The following is a 17,395-nucleotide window of genomic DNA, read 5'->3' on the forward strand; positions in this document are numbered from 1 at the left end:
TCAGGAAGCGAACAGAAGCGAAAGCCAACTTCCGGTCAGCGGCATGGGCACTCCCAGACCCTTGACGAAAACCAGCGTGCAAACCGCAACAAGCGCCACGAGAGCGGCAAGCGAGCGTACCGAAAGGGCAAAATGATCGCTTGCAAGGGCGGACACCAACAGAAGCACGGTCAGCGCCACTGGCAACCCTGCTCCTGTCAGCAAGAGGCCGAACAAGCATACCGATGCCGTGACCAGCAGCAGCCCTTTCCAGTTGACAGGGCCAACTGGCTCCCCATCCAGACGGAAGCTTCGCAGCAGTGATACGAGAGCAACCAGGATTAGCAGACTGGAAATGATCCTCGGAAAATATCCAGGCCCCATGCGGCCGGCCGTGCCGAAACCATAATCGGTTGCGATTACGAAACCGGCTATGCCCAGCGCTCCATAGAGCAGTGCACTGCCAAACTCTTTGGTCGATTTTATTCTCAGTGTCATACTATCCTCCCGGTTTATCCTTGGCCTGGCTCGGCGGGCCATCCGGGGCGCTAGATGGCGCCAGAAGCACCGAGTGCCCCTCGACCTCGTGCATGGTGATCAATGAAAGTCCGTAGGGCGCGTGCGGATCGCTCCATCGGCTTTTCAGCCGCGCATAAAGCGCCTCGGCCTGTTCCTGGGCGCTGTAGCCAATCAGGTGAAAGAAGCCTTCTCGCTCAGCCTCCACGTCGCTGCGGCCTAGAAGGACGATCGAGATATCCTCCGGCACTCGAATGCCGCGCGCATGCAGGCCTGCTCGAAGTCGTTGGCCGCTCTCGATGCCCCAGACGAGCACGCCCCGCCGTTTTTCTCCAGGCTCGCGGGCGATGGCTGCCAGCCGCTCCAGCACGGCCAGTTCGAACTCGCGCGATGGCAGGGAAGGCAGCAGGTCGGGCTCATGCAGCAGCGTGGCGTACGGGGCCTCCTCCCGAATCTGGCGGTAGCGATGCAGACCGAGTTCATTGGCAAGAAAGGAGTTCGCCGTCGTGATATAATGGATATCCTGATGCCCGCTTGTCGCCAGCAGGCGGACCGCCCGTTCGACCGGCCTACCCCATTCGAAGCCCACGGCATCGACATCCGTGCCGACCAGCCATGCGCCGTCGACGATGACATTGTCCGATTTGCGGCGGAGCGATGCCAGCATCTCGACCGGCATCTGCTCGAAAGAGTTCTGGATGACGCAGGCATCAAATCGCGGCAGCGACTGCAGCACGCGGCGGGCATGATCGGCATTGGAATAGCCGACCTCGAGCGTCATATCGCCACCATCTGTCACCATGGCTTGTAGCCGATCCATAACGAAACGGGCCCGTTGCGTGGCGCTTGGTCGGCGCAGCAGAATGACGCTGCGCCCCTTTTGTGGCAGGATGCGCGTGCCTGCCGCAGAGGGATTAGCGCTGCTTCCGACGAAAAAGGTGCCACGCCCGACCTGCGCATCGACGAGCCCTTCTTCTTTCAGAGCCTGAAGCGCACGCTGCACCCCAGGCTGCGATATCTTGAAATCGCGCATAAGGCTGCGAACCGTCGGCAGACGATCTCCCGGCTGAGCCGTCGTAGCAAGCGATTTCAGATAGTCCTGCAGTTTCTCGATCTTCTCCATACCAGCCTCCTATCACAATACAAATTGTATCATCAAGAATGTATTTCTTTCTCATGATCGAATTTGCATTGCCTATTCCACATGTAAAATCTAACAAATACTGGAAACCAGCACTAGGCTGATTTAATACAATATGTATCACATGGAGGAGGATTTCAAATGTTTCGCAGGATTGGATATACTTTGGCGGGTCTGGCGTTGGCACTTGGGGTCATTGTTCCAGTTGCCGCGCCAGTAGCTCTGGCGCAGTCGGATGCTCCGCTGACATTGCTGGTCGGCTATTCGGCTGGCGGCAGCGCAGACCTAGCTGCGCGCATCATTGCGCCGGAGATCTCCGCCCGCATTGGCCGCACCGTCATCGTCGAAAATGCGACCGGCGCCAGCGGCATGATCGCACTGCAGAAACTGGTCAATGGAGCAGCCGACGGCAACACCATCTACTATGGCGGCTTCGACACGGTGGCAGTGCCTATGACCAACGCCAAAGTAAAGATTAATTGGGAGGCGGATACGATCGCGATTGGCCGCACGACAACGACCTCCATGGCGATGGTTGTGCCGGCCCAGTCCGAACACAAGGACATGGCAGCGCTCATCGCCGCCGCAAAGGCAGCACCGGAAAGCGTCAGCTACGGTTCTCCCGGAATAGGCTCTGCACAGCATTTGCTGGGCGAGATCATTGCCCAACGTGCGGGCGTTAAAATGCTGCACGCGCCTTATCGCGGCGGCGCGCAGGTGACCAATGATCTCCTCGCCGGCGTTCTGGATTCCGCGGTTCTCACGCTATCTACGGCCTTGCCGCTTGCCAAGGAAGGCAAGATCCGGGTGCTGGCCGTTTCGGGAACCGAGCGTGCCGCGCAGCTTCCGGACGTGCCGACGCTGTCCGAGCTGCCGGGGCTAAACGGCCTGTCACTGCCGTTGTGGCAGGGCGTGTTTGCCAAGGCCGGGTCAAAGCCGGACTTTGTCACTGCGCTGGATAAGGCGATTGCGGAAGCCCTGGCGACGCCGACCGTGCAGAAGCGCTATGCCGACGTGGGCTTCACCGCAGCACCGCTTGCCTCTGCTACCTTCAAGACTTTCGTCGGGCAGCAGGCCGCCACCTACAAGGGTGTCATCGACAGCGCAAAGATCGTTTCGGAATAAATCATTGGTATCGCGGCGTTGCGATTTTCGTGGCGCCGCGGCTTTTTTCGTTCAAAGATTGACTGAGGTTACCGCATGACCATCGGCATGTTCACGTCCTTTATCACCCGGCACTGGTTTAGCCCGACCGCGATCCGCATCTGGTCGGACGACGCGACCCTGCAGGCATGGCTGGATGTGGAGGCGGCGCTGGCACGCGCCCAGGCAGAGCTCCAGATGATCCCGCAGGACGCCGCAGACCGGATCGCAAGCTGCTGCCGCGCCGAAGGTTTCGATCACGAACGCCTCAGTCGCGAAATTGCCTTCGCGCAACATCCCTTTGTGCCCGTGCTCAAGCAATTGGAAGAACGCTGCGGCGAGCCGGCGGCTGGCTACGTGCACTGGGGCGCCACCACCCAGAACATCTTCGACACAGCAATTGCTCTTCAGTTGAAGCAAACCCATGCGCATCTAACCGACGTAGTGCAGCGGTGCGAGGATCATGCCAGCCGGCTTGCCGATCAGCATAAGGCGACCCTGCAAGCTGGTCGCACTCATGGACAGCACGCCTTGCCAATGACGTTCGGCTTCAAAGCCGCTGCTTGGTATGCCGAACTGCGCCGCGGAAGGGAGCGCCTTCAAGCAAGGGCAGATGGCGCCTTCCTCACATACTTCGGCGGAGCCATTGGGACGTTCGCGGCCATGGGCGGCAAGGGTCGGGCCGTGGAAGAAGCGGCCGCCAGCCTGCTTGGCCTTGCGCCTGCAAGGCTGCCGGTGCGCTCGTCCTTTGATCGGGTGGCAGATTATCTTGGCGGCTTTGCCCTCTTGGCTGGCACGCTACAGAAGATCGCTGGCGACATCGTCTTCATGCAGAGGACAGAAATAGGTGAAGTGGAAGAAGCCTTCCACATGGGCAAGGTTGGCAGCTCGACCATGGCCCAGAAGCGAAACCCCTCGGCAGCCCTCGTTCTGGTGAGCCTCTGCCGCCTTTTGAAGGCACGCGTGCCGCTCATCCTGTCAAGCATGGTTCGCATGGACGAAGGTGATTCATCGGCCACCAACGTGTCCGACATAGTCGTAAGCGAGATGGCGATCCTGGCTGCATCGATCGCCGAAGCCGCAGAACGCGTGCTCGGCAGTCTCCAGGTGAACGAGGCGGCCATGGCCCGTAATCTTGAGCTCACACAAGGGTTGATCATGTCTGAAGCGGCCATGATGCAGCTATCTCCAATGATCGGGCGCCACAGGGCCCATCATCTTCTCTACGAGGCCGCCCAGGAAACAGCCACGCGCGGAACGCCATTCGTTGAAACAATGCGGCATGCCCTACACAGTGTCGAGCTCGGCGACGTGCACTTGGCTCTCTCTCCATCGGCATATCTCGGCGAGATCAGGGAGATTATCAGGGGCGGCTCGAGTGATGAGGAGCCGCAGTCGTAAGGGGATGTAATCGCGAGCCGAGCCCGTCGTAACCACGACAGGCTCGGCGGCTTAGATCTCGTTCCTCCGCAAGGTCAAATCAAAGTTGCTGCGCTCGAAAAACTCACGACTCAACGTCTGCAGTGACGGCAAAAATGCTGCCGTGCGCTTCATCGCGGCGAGACTGCAAAGTCAAAGTCTGAGAGCGGAAATTATTGCCGCTCTGGCGCCCTATTGACGGATATCCAAAGCCAGGGCACAACGGTGGCATCCATGGTTGCTTGCGATTGGAAAACAGAGGGAATTTCAAGGCTTTTTCATTAACCCATTGAAATCATGTGAGAATCCAGGTCTCCCAAGCAAGTCATTTTTGACTGATTTTTCGATCCAGATTAGCGATTATCTCCCTCGCGGGAAAGTGGCGTCTTCACAATAAGTTAAGCGATCTCGGCCGCAATTTTTTGGCCATCCGTCGCGTTCGAAGGCGGCTAGCAAAAATTGGCTGGGGACCCGCAAGCACTGATTACAACCTAGGCCGATAGTAGACGGGCCATTTCAAACTCTTCGCATCGAGAAGCAGACATGGATGAATGCAAGCACTCAGATGCCGATGCTTTCCGCTGCGATGGCCGAGCAATGTTGTCTCAGGCGAGCCTGCAGCGCCTCGATGCATGGCCCCTCCTCTTCCTGAAGATTACGAGGCAGCCGTGTCCTCAAGTTGGAACGGGGGCCGGCTTTGCGGACTATATTCGTATGCTCGATCGGGAGCACGGACCAGAGCCGGAGCTACGGCTCTTCTGTTGCATCTGCCCGAGTCGATGACTACGCTTACCATAGCTTGGTCGAGGCGACGCAGCCTGGAACCTTCAGCCCCGCGCGACACGGTTATCGTTTCGCCTTTACCAGTCGCGCACCGGGCTCCGACGGATCAGCTCGATGAATGCGCGCAGCTTGGACGGTATATGCCGCCTGTTTGCGAAGTAGAGACTGAGGCCCGGATAGGAAGGCGACCAGTCCTCGAGAACGGGTACGAGATCGCCGGAAGCGATATGGCGCGCGACAGCATGTTCACCCAGGTATGCGAGCCCGAAACCGGCGAGAGCCGCCTCCAGTATTAGGTCGGATGCATCGAATGTGAGATGACCCGAGACATCGATCAGGACGGTTTCACCGCGCCTTTCAAACTCCCAACGATAGAGCCTTCCGCCCGTCATGCGCATCTGAATACAGCGATGCCGGGACAGATCGCCGGGGACGACGGGCTTGTCACGACCTTCGAAATAGTGCGGCGAGCCAACCACGAAGGAGCGCATTTTCGAAATGATGGGCACTGCGATCATGTCGGGTGAAATTGCCTCGGTGAGACGAATGCCGGCATCGAAGCCCTTGCCGATCACATCGACCAGCGCATTCTCGGTGACCACTTCCAGTTCCACTTCCGGATAACGGCGGGCATATTCCAGTAGAAGCGGTTGGAGCAGGATACGTGCCGCGCCCGGCGCCATGTTCAGCCGCAGCCTTCCAGACGGCCGATCGGCATGTTCCCCGACATTCTCGATGGCTTTTTCCAGCGTCTGCAGGGCTGGGCCGATTTCGGATAGGAATTGCTCCCCTGCCGCGGAAAGAGCCACGCTTCTGGTGGTTCGGTTGAACAGCCTGACGGCAAGGCGTTCCTCCAGCGCCGCGATTGCATGGCTCAAAGCCGATGATGACATACCTAACTCGCGCGCGGCAGCCCGGAATCCGCCATGGCGAGCCACCGCAGCAACCGCCTCCAATTCGATGAGGCTCGCCCTCATTGCGCGATCCAGTTCATCAGCTCGTCCACTTTTGTCCTACTATTCGCAACACATAACGGATGTCATTTTTCCCGTGAAGTCATTGCAGGAGAAACGACATGCATATCATCGAGCGCATTTACATTGACGGCGCCTTCGTCGAACCTCATGGCACCCAATGGGCGCCGCTCTTCAATCCGGCCACAGAGGAACAGATTGGTACCGTGCGCCTGGCCGATGCGGAGGATGCCGATCGCGCGGTGGCGGCCGCTAAGCGCACCTTTACAGCTTTCTCCAACACCTCCAGGGAAGAACGGATCGAGATGCTCCGCCGGCTGCACGCGGCCGTGGCCGACCGTGCAAGCGATCTCGTCGAGGCCATGCGCGAAGAATATGGCGCTCCATCAAGCTTCATCGATTTTTCGGCGCCGAGAGCGGGCAACGTCTTTCTCGACATGGCCAAGACACTGGAAGCCTATGAGTTCAGACGCCGTATCGGCGGTGCAGAAGTCGAGATGCGTCCCTCTGGTGTCGCCGTCGCAATCACCCCCTGGAACAGCAATTACAGTTTCATATGCGGAAAACTCTCTGCTGCGATCGCCGCGGGCGCCACGATGGTGATCAAGCCTTCGGAAATGAGCGCCATCCAGACCAGAGTGATCACGGAATGCCTGCACGCCGCAGGGCTGCCCGATGGCGTCTTCAACATCGTCACCGGCGACGGAGCGGTCGTCGGCGCCGCACTGGCGGCCCACCGCGACGTGTCGAAAATCACCTTCACCGGATCGACGGCCACAGGCCGGACGATTGTCCGCATGGCCGCCGAAACCATGAAGCGCGTGACGATGGAACTCGGCGGCAAGGGCCCCAGCATCATTCTCGATGATGCCGATCTCGACGTCGTTATTCCACAGGTGCTTGCTGCGGGATTCCTGAACAGCAGTCAGGCCTGCATAGCCGGAACACGCATTCTTGCACCACTCGCCAGGTTCGGTGAAATCGAAGGCCGCCTTCAGGAGGCGGTCAAGGATTTCAAGGTGGGCGACCCCAAGGACAAAAGCGTCCGCATCGGCCCGATGGTCAGCCAGAAACAATGGGACCGCGTCCAGTCCTATATCAGGCTGGGCCAGGAAGAAGGCGCTCGGCTGCTCGCCGGTGGCGAGGGACGGCCGGAAGGTCTGTCGCGCGGCTGGTTCGTGCGTCCCACCATATTTACCGGCGTGAACAACGGCATGCGCATCGCCCGCGAGGAGATCTTCGGGCCAGTCCTGTCCCTTATTCCGTATCACGACGAGGAAGAGGCCGTCGCGGTAGCAAACGACACCGATTACGGCCTGCAGGCGCAGGTCTTTTCATCCGATGTTTTGCGAGCACGGCGTGTGGCAGGCAGGATCATGGCAGGCCGGGTCATTCTCAATGGCGCTCCTCACGAACCGCTGGCACCATTCGGCGGCTTCAAGCAATCCGGCTTCGGACGGGAATTCGGTGTCTTCGGCCTTGAGGCATTTCTCGAACCGCGTGCAATCCTTGGCTGAGGAGCAGACACATTTCAGAGTGAGGCAGTGGGCAATTTGCGCCGTCGTCTCACGAATTGGACGAGGTGCGGCCAGCGAGATCCAGCCGCCCGTTCAGCCCGACATTTTCGAGGAAGGCGTCATCATGGCTGACGATCAGGAGCGCACCGTCATAGGCTCGCAGCACCGCTTCGATCGTCTCGATCGACTCGATGTCGAGATGATTGGTCGGTTCATCCAGGATCAACAATGACGGAGGAGTGGAACCGCCGAGCACGCAGGCAAGGCCCGCACGCAGAATCTGTCCGCCGCTCAAGGTTTCCACACGCTGGAGGGCGGCGTCGGCGCGAAAGCGAAAGCTGGCCAGGGCGGCCCGGCAAGCATTTTCAGTTGCTCCGGGGTTCAGTCGCTTGAAATTACCGAGGATGTTCTTGCTGCGATCGAGAAGGTTGACACTTTGGTCCAGCATGGTTGCAGGGACAGAAAGCGTGACCTTACCGGCTATGGGCATGATCTCTCCCGTGATCACCCTCAGGAGCGTAGTCTTGCCTGATCCGTTCGGGCCCGAAATCGCTATACGCTCGGGACCGACCAGCGAAAAGGACAAATCACGGATGATGGGATGTCCCTTGTCATAGCCCGCCGCAACGCGATCAAGTGACAGGACCGCCTTGCCGGCAGGCAGGTTCGCCGGGGGCAGATGGATCGAAAAAGGCTGGAGCACTTCGACTCTCGCCTTGGCGGATGCAACCGCGCCCAAGGCATCGGCGCGCTGTCGCTCGGCGAGTTCCGCGACCTTGCCTCGACTAGCCTCTGCGATGCTTTTCCGTCGACCGAGGAGAATCTTCGGCATGTCTCCTTTTTCTGCCATGCGGTTACCAGCGGCATTCCGTCGGTCCTGTCGTTCCGCCAGCGCCTTCGCCTTGCGGTCGATTTCGTCGGCAGTTTTTTGAGCATGAGCGAGGCTCTGTTCCGCAGCATTCAGCTCGATCGCCTTTGCCGACCGATAGTCGCTCCAATTGCCGCCATAGCGCTTCGCTCCAAGAGTGGTCAGTTCAACAATGGCATCCATGTTCTCAAGCAATCCGCGATCATGGCTGATGACGATGGCTCCACCTTTCCATCTCTTGAGGAAATCGATGACTGCCTGCCGACCGGCGCTGTCCAGGTTGTTGGTCGGTTCATCCAAAAGCAGAAAGTCAGGCTCGTGAAACAGGGCTGCAGCGAGAGCGGCCCGCGTGCGCTGTCCGCCGGATAAATGGCTGAGCAACGTATCCGCTTCGGCATGGAGGTCGAAGCGGACGAGGGCCGCATGGATTCTTTCCCTGATGGTCCAGTCTGCCTCCGCAAGTTCCTCCAGGCTGGCTCGCCCGGTTCCTGCTCGGGTCAGCACGTCGATTGTGTGCCTTGTACCGAAAAGGTCCGCCACCGTCTCATTAGGATCGACGTCCAGCATCTGTCGGACGAGCGCGATCTTGCCCTCGGCGGAGATTGTTCCCCCGGACGGAGAAAGCACGCCGGCGATAATTTTGAGCAGGGTCGTTTTGCCTACCCCGTTTCGCCCGACCAGACCGACCCGCTCTTGTCCCACCGACAGGTCCAGGCCCTGAAAAACCGGATCCCCCTGCGGTCTTGTCCAGGAAATCCGCGAAAGCACAATTGACGGCATATGAAACCTGTTGCATGAAATTAACAGCACGATATCGTGCTTTTATCGGATACTGCAGGTTCAGGCAATGGTCACCAGCATCAAGTTCTTCTCGCTTCAACTGACTTGTGCCCCATGACGACAGCACCGCCACGTCCTGGTGGACGACCGACACGCGAGGAGGCAGCGAAGCTCACCACGCAGATTCTGGATGACGCTCGAGCCATTTTTGCATCGAAGGGTGTTGCAAATGCCTCAATGGAAGAAATCGCTGCGCGACAGGCAATCTCGAAACATACACTTTACCGGCGCTACCCGAACAAGCAGGCGCTTCTCGAGGCGGTGGTCGAGCGCGACCTTGTCAGGTTTCGTGCAACACTCGCGCAGGCGGCAAAGCAGCATAAGGAGCCTTTGCTCGCCCTCCGAGCCGTTGCCTTCCAGTATTTTGAGTTTGGCACCGACAGGGACTATTCCGCTTTCTACCTGTCGGTCACGGCAGAGGCGGTTCTCTCCCCGTCTCTCCGAGAACGGCTGGCCGACTGGTCGAGGATCGCACTGGAACCCGTGATGGACGCGATCATCGCTGCTCAGGCTTCCGGCGCCGTCGTAACGGGCGACGCATCCGAAATATGCGCTGTCCTTATAGATCTGCTCGAAGGCGCCAATAACCGCATTCGCCGTGGCTTGCGGGACACTTCCGATGCAGCCGAACTCCTTCGGGTTTTCGAAAGCCGGTGGACCATTTTCCAGACTGCCCTGACACCGAAGTCCGATTGACCGGAGACAAGAACTCGTGACGACAATCAACAATTCCAGCGACCTGTCCGAGATGCTCAACAAGGCGTTCGAAAAATTGGATCGAGACGGGGACGGAAAACTCAACGGCGACGAATTCAAGACCTTCAACGAACTCCTCAAACCCGGCATCGCTGTCAACAAGGAGGGCAAGCCAACCGTCGATTATAAAGAACGCATGGACCACGACGACGACGGGTGGGTCAGCCAGGATGAAATGAATTCGACACCTCTCTTGATGCCGGCAGACCTGTGCGATCCGAGCCTGAAATCAATGCTGGACTACCTGCTTCTGAAGGCTGATCCGTCAGCAATCGAAGCTGCACGCTTGGTGACGGAAGATGGAGAACAGGGCTGACAGCACCAGGGAGCGACCGGCCCAAAGCCGCTCCCTTCCCTTCTTCCAGCATGACCATCCTTGAAAACCGACCGCCAGAGCGACGATACCCAGGGGCGATGGTTCCGGGGACAAGACGTCATAGATGCAGGGGGCTGCAAGAACGGCAAGCAGCAGCAAGCCCACGATCAGTCATTTCATGGCAAAACCCACGACGCGGCGTTTGTGCTCAGGCGAGTTTGAGCTCGACAGCGATATTGCCGCGCGTGGCCTTCGAATAAGGGCAGATCTGGTGGGCTGCATCGATCAGCGCGCGCGCCTGGTCAGGATCGATACCTGGCAGGCTGACGTTCAGGCGCGCCTGCAGGTGAAAGGCGTCTCCGGTCATCCCGAGATCTACTTCCGCGGCGATGGCCGTCTCTGCCGGCAGGCGGACCCCTTGCGTGGCGGCGGCCCTGCCAAGGGCACCGATGAAGCAGGCTGACCAGCCGGCCGCGAAGAGCTGCTCGGGATTGGTTCCGGGCTTGCCGCTGCGAGGAGGCGAAAGCTTGACGTCGAGTTGTCCATCGTCGCTGTGCGCCGCGCCATCACGTCCGCCGGTTGTATGGGTCCTGCCGGTATAGAGGATCTTGTCGATCATGGTCATGAAACACTCCTTTTTCTGTCGCACCCGCGACTTGGTTGACGGAGGTGTTTTGCCGTATGCAGGTATCCGGCATGTTTCGAGCCGGGGCATTTTTGTATCGCCGTGTAGCGCGATGCTGCGCCTCGTCAGGGCAGCGTCACTTCGGCAACAAGTCCGCCGCCGGGGCGATTGTAGATCCGCACCTCACTGCCGAGCGAGACCGCGAGCTGCTGGGAGATTGCCAGACCGAGCCCCGTGCCTCCCGTCTCCCGGTTACGGGAAGTTTCGAGACGATAGAAGGGCTGCATCGCGGCCTGCAACTTGTCCTTGGGAATCCCAGGCCCGTTGTCCTTGACCGCAATGACGATATGCCCCTCGCCCGATCTTTCGACGCCGATTTCCGCGGAACCGGCAAACTTCAGGGCGTTGTCGATGAAATTGGTCAGGACTCTGCGCAGTGCGTAGGGCTTGGTCAGGACCGTTCCCCGGACAATACCGGCAACGGAGACCGCCTTCCCCGTATCCTGGTAATCATAGGCAATGCTGTCGATGAAGGAGGCGAGATCGATGCGCGCGTTCTTCTCCCCATTGCCGTGCGAACTGCGTGCATAGGCGATCCCGTCCTGCACTAGACGCTCGATCTCGCGCAGATCATTGATCAGCTTGTCCTTCTCGGGGCTGTCGTCAGCCATGTCGGCACGAAGCCGCATGCGCGTGATCGGCGTCTGAAGATCATGAGAGATTGCCGCCAGAATCTGCACGCGTTCTTCCAGGTAATGCGCGATGCGGTCACGCATGGCATTGAAGGCGCGGGCAGCATGGGCAACCTCGCTGGGACCGCCCTCGGTCAGGGAAGAACCCGGCTTGGCCGGATCGAGTGCGTTGGCGGCGGCGGCGAGCGCGCTCAGCGGACGAATTGCGAGACGCACCGCAAACCAGGTGCAGAAGATGAGCAGGACCATCTGGGCTGCGAACAAATATGGCAGCCACTTGGCCAAGGGCATGACCCCGCGCGGTGTCACATCGATTGTCAGCGGAGAGCCATCCGATAGCGTCAAATGACCCTGCAGCCGCATGTGGTCGCCCGGTATGGCTTCCACGCGGATCGGAAACCTTTTGCCAGCCGCCTCATCTATCCGCTGCGCGATCTCCGCGCCACGCCCAGACAAATCTGGAACACCTGGAAGCCCGGGCCCTAAAACAAGGCGGTAGCTGCCGCGGCTGAGGCGATCCAGCCAATCCGCCCGCTCGTTTGTCGGAAGACGGTCGAGAATCGCGATAGAGGTTGACAGATCGCTCTCGAGCGTTCCAAGCATCACGGCCTTGGCCGACATGTAACGCTCGGCAAAAAGAATGCTGAAAGACAGGCCATAAGCGACCGCCAGCCCGGCAAACAGAATCAGAAACAGGCGGGAGCGGAGCGTGCCCGGCCACAAGCGCCAACGAGACCCGCCGCCCCCGCTCATGTCTTGGGTACCGATATTTCAACCGGGACGGAGAACACGTAGCCTTCGGCTCTCACGGTCTTGATATAGGTCGGCTCGCGTGCATCGTCGCCGAGCCGCTGCCGCAGGCGACTGACCAGGAGATCGATAGAGCGGTCGAACAAGTCGGCATCGCGGCCCTGCGTGAGGTTCAGGATCTGATCACGGTTTAGCACGCGTTGGGGATGATCGATGAACACCCGCAGCAGCCTGTATTCGGCACCGCTCAAGGCTATTTCCGTTCCGTCCCGGTCAAGAAGATTCCGGCCGACAGTGTCGAGCCGCCAGTTTCCGAAGGTCAGCACCTGGCCAGCCTCGCTGATCTGCAGGTTCGGCGGCAGCATGCGCGTGCGCCGCAGCACGGCCTTTATGCGGGCCAGCAATTCCCGCGCCGCGAACGGTTTCGGCAAGTAATCGTCGGCGCCCATCTCAAGGCCGATGATACGGTCCATTTCATCGTCGCGCGCCGTCAGCATGATCACCGGTATGGCCTTGTGCTTGCCGGCGCGCAGCTCGCGGCACAGCACCAGCCCGTCATCGCCCGGCATCATGACGTCAAGGACGATCAGGTCGATTGTACCGGCCTCAAGGAAACTGCGCATCTGCCGGCCGTCGGCGGCAACCGTGGTGCGAAGGCCGTTCTTTTTCAGGTAGCTCGACACCAGTTCCCGGATTTCGCGATCGTCATCGACGATCATGATGTGGTCGACATGCTCCATCTGCGGCCTTTCGAACTTCCTTGCTGTGTCGGCATCAGTTTGCGTTTTGGCTGCCGCGAGTAAAGCGGTTTCTCGCGGCAGCCCGGCCATCAGAATTTCGCGACGTCGATGATGGCCTGGGCGAATGCCCTCGGCGCCTCCTGCGGAAGATTATGCCCAACGCCCGCTATGTCTCTGTGTTCGTATCGTCCAGAGAACTTCCTGGCATAGGCTGCTGCCTGCGGGTGGGGCGCGCCATTGGCACCGCCTTCCATGGTAATCGTCGGAATGGCGATGACCGGCCCCGTGGCGAGTTGCTTCTCGAAGGTATCATAGCCAGCTTCGCCCTCAGCGATGCCAAGCCGCCAGCGGTAATTATGGATGGTGATCGCCACGTGGTCGGGATTGTCGAGGGCGGCGGCTGAGCGATCGAAGGTTTCATCGTCAAACTGCCAGGTGGGCGACGCCGTCCGCCAGATCAGCTTGGCGAATTCATGCGTGTTGGCGGCGTAGCCAAGCCGCCCCCGCTCGGTTGCGAAATAGAACTGGTACCACCATGAGAGTTCTGCGGCCGGCGGGAGTGGCTTGCTGTTGGCGGCCTGACTGCCAATGAGATATCCGCTGACAGAAACCATGGCCCGGCAACGATCCGGCCAAAGCGCGGCCATGATGTTGACGGTGCGCGCGCCCCAGTCATATCCACCGAGGATCGCTTTCTGGATGCCGAGTGCATCCATGAAGGCAATCATGTCGACAGCCAGCGCCGCCTGCTGGCCGTTGCGGGGAGTGTCGTCCGACAGGAAGCGTGTCGTTCCGTAGCCGCGCAGATAAGGGATCAGCACCCGATAGCCTGCATCGGCCAGGATAGGCGCGACATCGACATAGCTATGGATGTCATAGGGCCAGCCGTGAACGAGCAGGACGACGGGACCGTTTCCAGGACCTGCTTCCGCATATCCGAGGTCAAGCAGACCTGCCTTAACCTGCTTGATCGCCGTAAAGGACGTGTGTCCTCCCGAGCTGGCTTTGGGCGCGGTCGGGGCCGAGGCGAGTGCCTTCGCATCGGCAACTGCACTCATGCCGAATTCGGCTGCGGCTACGGTCATTGCGGCGATGCCAAAGAAGCGGCGGCGCTGTTGGTTAAAGTCAGGGGACATCGTTCTCTCCGTCTCGATTGATCGTGATGGAAAGAAAACCGCCTGCACGTGTCCCGGATGTGTCCCGTCAGCCCCACATTTGAAATCGGATGTAGCCTGAGGGTCTCTTGATACAGTCTGATACAATCGACGCGACCGCCACGAGGCGTCGCTGGCTATTTGTATCTGACTGTTTTCGAACGCTGCGGTTCTACACTTCGGTACATTTCAGACGAAAACCCGACACATCCAGGATACCTCGCTCCTGCCAGTTGGGTCATGTTTCTGGCCGTGCTCATCGCCGCCCAGAACCCGACCGAACGGTTTCATGGAGACGACGATGACGCTTCTCATCATTGCTTATCTTGGAGGGGCGCTGACTATCCTCAGCCCCTGCATCCTTCCCATCCTCCCCTTCGTCTTTGCCCGCACCGGACAGCCATTCCTGAGGAATACACTGCCCATGCTGATCGGCATGAGCATCACTTTCGCTGTCGTCGCGACGCTCGCGTCGGTCGGCGGGGGCTGGGCAATCCATGCGAATGAATACGGTCGCCTCGCCGCCATCCTGCTGCTCGCGGTGTTCGGCGTCAGCCTTTTGTCGCCGCGCATCGCGAGCATGCTCAGCCAGCCGCTCGTCGATTTCGGCCACAGCTTGCTGAACGCGTCAGGCAGACGCAAATCCGTGCCGACCGGGGCAGGCGCCATGATTCTTGGCATTGCGACCGGGCTTCTTTGGGCGCCGTGCGCCGGCCCTGTCCTCGGCCTTCTGCTGACCGGCGCGGCATTGAATGGCGCCAACCTGCAGACGACGGTTCTGCTCCTTGCCTATGCTGCCGGCGCCGCGACATCGCTTGCCTTGGCTCTTCTTGTCGGGGACAGGATCTTCACCGGCATGAAGCGGTCGCTGGGCATTAGCGAAGCGATCCGCAAGATCCTGGGTGCCGCGGTTCTGGCTGGTGTCGCCGTCATTGCGCTTGGCCTCGACACCGGTTTCCTGGCCCGGATTTCCTACGCCGGAACGACCCGGCTCGAGCAGGCGGTCGTTGATCGATTGCACGAGAAGCCGACCGCATTAGGCTCTGGCGACGCTGCGGGCGACGAGGCCAGCCATGTTGCCGCACCTGTTTCGGATCGGCCACTCCGGAGCAAGCTTCCCGTGGAGGGTCTGGCGCCTTCATTGACTGGCGCCGTGGAATGGCTGAACTCGCCGCCCCTGACGACTAAACAGCTCCGCGGCAAGGTCGTCCTCGTGGACTTCTGGACCTATTCCTGCATCAACTGCATTCGCACCATCCCCTATGTTCGCGCCTGGGCTGAAAAATACAGGGATCAAGGCCTCGTCGTGATCGGCGTGCACGCGCCGGAATTCGCCTTCGAGAAGAACATCGACAATGTCAGACAGGCAATCGGCGATTTCCAGATTGGTTACCCGATCGCGATCGACAACGACTACAAGATCTGGCGCGCCTTCGAAAACAACTACTGGCCGGCACAATACCTGATCGATGCGAGCGGCCGGATCCGTTACCATCACTTCGGCGAAGGCAATGACCGCCAAACGGAGGAGGCGATCCAGGACCTGCTTCGCGATGCCGGCAAGGAGACGATGGCGACAGCGCCTGTGACGCCGGATGCTCAGGGTGCCGAGGCGAGCGCCGACATCACGAACATCCGCTCCGGCGAAAGCTATGTCGGCTACGATCGCGCCGCCGGCTTCGTCTCTCCGGAAGGGCTGAGCGCGGATGCCGCCAGGGTCTATTCCGTCGACAGACCCGGCCTGAACGAATGGGGCCTTTCAGGGAGATGGACGATCGGTGCAGAGCGCGCCGTGCTCGACGAGCCGGATGGCAGCATCGTCTATCGCTTCAGCGCCCGCGACCTCAATCTGGTGCTCGGGCCCGGAGCCGCCGACAAACCGGTTCGCTTCCAGGTAACGATCGACGGCAGGGCGCCAGGATCCAATCATGGCGCGGATACCGATCCGGCTGGCCACGGCACGATAACCTCTACCAGGCTTTACCAACTCGTCCGCCAGTCGGGCGCTGTCGAGGAACGGACGTTCGAGATCCGATTCCTCAACTCCGGCGCCGAAGCCTACGCCTTCACCTTCGGCTAAGCGCTGACCTCTCACCAAGACCACCAACCGCAACAGGAGTAAGACGCATGAACCGACATTCCCTATCAATTCTGGCGCTCGCTTTTGCCAGCAGCATCATCGCTTTTGCGGCCGAGGCCGCAGAGGTCAAGAACATCGTCATCGTCCATGGTGCACTTGCCGATGGATCGGGCTGGCGCAAGGCATCCGACATCCTCGTCCGGCGCGGTTTCAAGGTGACGGTCGTGCAGGAGCCGATCACGTCGCTCGCCGACGATATCGCCGCCACGAACCGGGTGCTCGATCTGCAGGACGGCCCGACGCTTCTCGTTGGGCACAGCTATGGCGGAATGGTGATCAGCGAAGCTGGCCACAACCCCGTTGTCACCGGCCTCGTTTATGTCGCGGCTTTCGAGCCAGACAAGGGCGAAAGCCTGCTGGGCCTTGCGAGTTCGAAGCCTGCCGGCGGCATGAATATCCGCGAGACGAAGGACGGGAAATATCTCTACATCGATCCCGCAGCCTTCGCGAAAGACTTCGCCGCCGACCTGCCGAAAGACGAGGCGAACTTCATGGCAAGGTCGCAGGTTTTTGCAGCCAAGGAGGCTTTCTCGGCACGAGCCGGAGATCCGGCCTGGAATACCAAGCCAAGCTGGTCCATCGTCGCAACCGAGGACAGGTCTATCAATCCGGAGCTGGAGCGTGACATGGCGAAGCGTGCCGGCAGCAAGGTGACTGAGATCAAAGCCAGTCATGCCGTCTTCGCCTCACAGCCTGAAAAGGTTGCCGATTTTATCGAAAGGGCGGCAAACACTCTCTAGCGCTAAGTCAACGTGACGATCCGATAGAATCGGATCGTCACTGAGCACTTGGCAGCACTACAAGTAAGTGAACTTTGGAATCTGCTAATAGAAGCTCCTGGAGGGATAAGGTCTCTAAAGCCTTCGGGGATGTTGGAGCTACCCGCATGATCGGACGGGAGCCCTGAGCGGAATGCTCAAGTTGGCGCACTGGAGGGATGTCCGCCTTTAGGTTCCTGATCTGATGAGCTCAACGGCCAAAATGGAGGCGCAAAGCGGCAATCCGCGGCAACGTCAACTTCAGTTTGGAAGCGGAAATTATT

15 protein-coding genes are annotated in these 17,395 nt (G+C 59.8%); 7 read left to right on the plus strand and 8 right to left on the minus strand.

Annotation, left to right across the window (positions count from 1 at the left end; genetic code table 11):
* Positions 1–477 (minus strand): tripartite tricarboxylate transporter TctB family protein, encoded by a 477-nt coding sequence (locus tag G6N80_RS07610; RefSeq protein WP_165132780.1) that lies wholly within the window; start codon positions 475–477, stop codon positions 1–3.
* 1 nt (position 478) lies between these two features.
* The gene (locus G6N80_RS07615) at positions 479–1,618 is read right to left on the minus strand and encodes a GntR family transcriptional regulator (RefSeq protein WP_062553180.1); all 1,140 of its coding nucleotides are present in this window, start codon (positions 1,616–1,618) and stop codon (positions 479–481) included.
* 159 nt (positions 1,619–1,777) lie between these two features.
* Here G6N80_RS07615 and G6N80_RS07620 point away from each other — a divergent pair, with 159 nt between their 5' ends.
* Positions 1,778–2,761, plus strand: a complete 984-nt coding sequence (locus G6N80_RS07620; protein ID WP_062553181.1) for a Bug family tripartite tricarboxylate transporter substrate binding protein — start codon at positions 1,778–1,780, stop codon at positions 2,759–2,761.
* Between the two features lie 75 nt (positions 2,762–2,836).
* Entirely contained in the window at positions 2,837–4,180 is a 1,344-nt protein-coding gene (locus G6N80_RS07625) for a class-II fumarase/aspartase family protein (RefSeq protein WP_062553182.1), read from the plus strand.
* Positions 4,181–5,058: 878 nt separating this feature from the next.
* Here the strand turns inward: G6N80_RS07625 and G6N80_RS07630 are convergent.
* Positions 5,059–5,958: a LysR family transcriptional regulator gene (locus tag G6N80_RS07630; protein ID WP_165132783.1), complete on the minus strand. Its 900-nt coding sequence runs from the start codon at positions 5,956–5,958 to the stop codon at positions 5,059–5,061.
* A 98-nt stretch (positions 5,959–6,056) separates the two neighbouring features.
* Between G6N80_RS07630 and G6N80_RS07635 the strand changes: the two genes are divergently transcribed.
* The gene (locus G6N80_RS07635; RefSeq protein ID WP_165132786.1) at positions 6,057–7,472 is read left to right on the plus strand and encodes an aldehyde dehydrogenase family protein; all 1,416 of its coding nucleotides are present in this window, start codon (positions 6,057–6,059) and stop codon (positions 7,470–7,472) included.
* 49 nt (positions 7,473–7,521) lie between these two features.
* On the opposite strand, the gene G6N80_RS07640 is transcribed toward G6N80_RS07635, so the two are convergent.
* Entirely contained in the window at positions 7,522–9,120 is a 1,599-nt protein-coding gene (locus G6N80_RS07640) for an ABC-F family ATP-binding cassette domain-containing protein (RefSeq protein ID WP_165132789.1), read from the minus strand.
* Between the two features lie 114 nt (positions 9,121–9,234).
* On the opposite strand from G6N80_RS07640, the gene G6N80_RS07645 reads away from it, so the two are divergent.
* Together G6N80_RS07645 and G6N80_RS07650 are read left to right on the plus strand one after the other, a co-directional pair.
* Positions 9,235–9,876 carry a TetR/AcrR family transcriptional regulator gene (locus tag G6N80_RS07645; RefSeq protein WP_165132792.1) on the plus strand — a complete coding sequence of 214 codons (642 nt, stop codon included), beginning with the start codon at positions 9,235–9,237 and terminating at the stop codon, positions 9,874–9,876.
* 16 nt (positions 9,877–9,892) lie between these two features.
* The gene (locus tag G6N80_RS07650; RefSeq protein WP_165132795.1) at positions 9,893–10,252 is read left to right on the plus strand and encodes an EF-hand domain-containing protein; all 360 of its coding nucleotides are present in this window, start codon (positions 9,893–9,895) and stop codon (positions 10,250–10,252) included.
* A 208-nt stretch (positions 10,253–10,460) separates the two neighbouring features.
* Here the strand turns inward: G6N80_RS07650 and G6N80_RS07655 are convergent, their stop codons facing one another.
* The 4 genes from G6N80_RS07655 to G6N80_RS07670 all read right to left on the minus strand — a co-directional run bounded on the left by G6N80_RS07655 (position 10,461) and on the right by G6N80_RS07670 (position 14,195).
* Positions 10,461–10,877, minus strand: a complete 417-nt coding sequence (locus G6N80_RS07655; RefSeq protein ID WP_165132798.1) for an organic hydroperoxide resistance protein — start codon at positions 10,875–10,877, stop codon at positions 10,461–10,463.
* Positions 10,878–11,002: 125 nt separating this feature from the next.
* Entirely contained in the window at positions 11,003–12,322 is a 1,320-nt protein-coding gene (locus G6N80_RS07660; protein WP_165132801.1) for a sensor histidine kinase, read from the minus strand.
* Positions 12,319–13,059: a response regulator gene (locus G6N80_RS07665; RefSeq protein ID WP_165136951.1), complete on the minus strand. Its 741-nt coding sequence runs from the start codon at positions 13,057–13,059 to the stop codon at positions 12,319–12,321. Before G6N80_RS07665 ends, G6N80_RS07660 begins: the two co-directional genes overlap by 4 nt.
* An 89-nt stretch (positions 13,060–13,148) precedes the next feature.
* Complete coding sequence (locus tag G6N80_RS07670; protein ID WP_165132804.1) at positions 13,149–14,195, minus strand: alpha/beta fold hydrolase; 1,047 nt, start codon at positions 14,193–14,195, stop codon at positions 13,149–13,151.
* Between the two features lie 319 nt (positions 14,196–14,514).
* Here G6N80_RS07670 and G6N80_RS07675 point away from each other — a divergent pair, with 319 nt between their 5' ends.
* Both G6N80_RS07675 and G6N80_RS07680 read left to right on the plus strand, forming a co-directional pair.
* Complete coding sequence (locus G6N80_RS07675) at positions 14,515–16,293, plus strand: cytochrome c biogenesis protein DipZ (RefSeq protein ID WP_165132807.1); 1,779 nt, start codon at positions 14,515–14,517, stop codon at positions 16,291–16,293.
* Between the two features lie 47 nt (positions 16,294–16,340).
* Positions 16,341–17,093 (plus strand): alpha/beta fold hydrolase, encoded by a 753-nt coding sequence (locus G6N80_RS07680; RefSeq protein ID WP_165132810.1) that lies wholly within the window; start codon positions 16,341–16,343, stop codon positions 17,091–17,093.
* The last annotated feature ends 302 nt before the right edge of the window (positions 17,094–17,395 follow it).

The sequence above is a fragment of the Rhizobium rhizoryzae genome (assembly GCF_011046895.1).
Taxonomy (GTDB): Bacteria; Pseudomonadota; Alphaproteobacteria; order Rhizobiales; family Rhizobiaceae; genus Neorhizobium; species Neorhizobium rhizoryzae.

What these genes read in the sequence shown, in the direction of transcription:
- G6N80_RS07610 (WP_165132780.1), bottom strand. Translation starts at nt 477, where the DNA reads ATGACACTGAGAATAAAATCGACCAAAGAGTTTGGCAGTGCACTGCTC.
- G6N80_RS07615 (WP_062553180.1), bottom strand. Translation starts at nt 1,618, where the DNA reads ATGGAGAAGATCGAGAAACTGCAGGACTATCTGAAATCGCTTGCTACG.
- G6N80_RS07620 (WP_062553181.1), top strand. Translation starts at nt 1,778, where the DNA reads ATGTTTCGCAGGATTGGATATACTTTGGCGGGTCTGGCGTTGGCACTT.
- G6N80_RS07625 (WP_062553182.1), top strand. Translation starts at nt 2,837, where the DNA reads ATGACCATCGGCATGTTCACGTCCTTTATCACCCGGCACTGGTTTAGC.
- G6N80_RS07630 (WP_165132783.1), bottom strand. Translation starts at nt 5,958, where the DNA reads ATGAGGGCGAGCCTCATCGAATTGGAGGCGGTTGCTGCGGTGGCTCGC.
- G6N80_RS07635 (WP_165132786.1), top strand. Translation starts at nt 6,057, where the DNA reads ATGCATATCATCGAGCGCATTTACATTGACGGCGCCTTCGTCGAACCT.
- G6N80_RS07640 (WP_165132789.1), bottom strand. Translation starts at nt 9,120, where the DNA reads ATGCCGTCAATTGTGCTTTCGCGGATTTCCTGGACAAGACCGCAGGGG.
- G6N80_RS07645 (WP_165132792.1), top strand. Translation starts at nt 9,235, where the DNA reads ATGACGACAGCACCGCCACGTCCTGGTGGACGACCGACACGCGAGGAG.
- G6N80_RS07655 (WP_165132798.1), bottom strand. Translation starts at nt 10,877, where the DNA reads ATGACCATGATCGACAAGATCCTCTATACCGGCAGGACCCATACAACC.
- G6N80_RS07660 (WP_165132801.1), bottom strand. Translation starts at nt 12,322, where the DNA reads ATGAGCGGGGGCGGCGGGTCTCGTTGGCGCTTGTGGCCGGGCACGCTC.
- G6N80_RS07665 (WP_165136951.1), bottom strand. Translation starts at nt 13,059, where the DNA reads ATGGAGCATGTCGACCACATCATGATCGTCGATGACGATCGCGAAATC.
- G6N80_RS07670 (WP_165132804.1), bottom strand. Translation starts at nt 14,195, where the DNA reads ATGTCCCCTGACTTTAACCAACAGCGCCGCCGCTTCTTTGGCATCGCC.
- G6N80_RS07675 (WP_165132807.1), top strand. Translation starts at nt 14,515, where the DNA reads ATGACGCTTCTCATCATTGCTTATCTTGGAGGGGCGCTGACTATCCTC.
- G6N80_RS07680 (WP_165132810.1), top strand. Translation starts at nt 16,341, where the DNA reads ATGAACCGACATTCCCTATCAATTCTGGCGCTCGCTTTTGCCAGCAGC.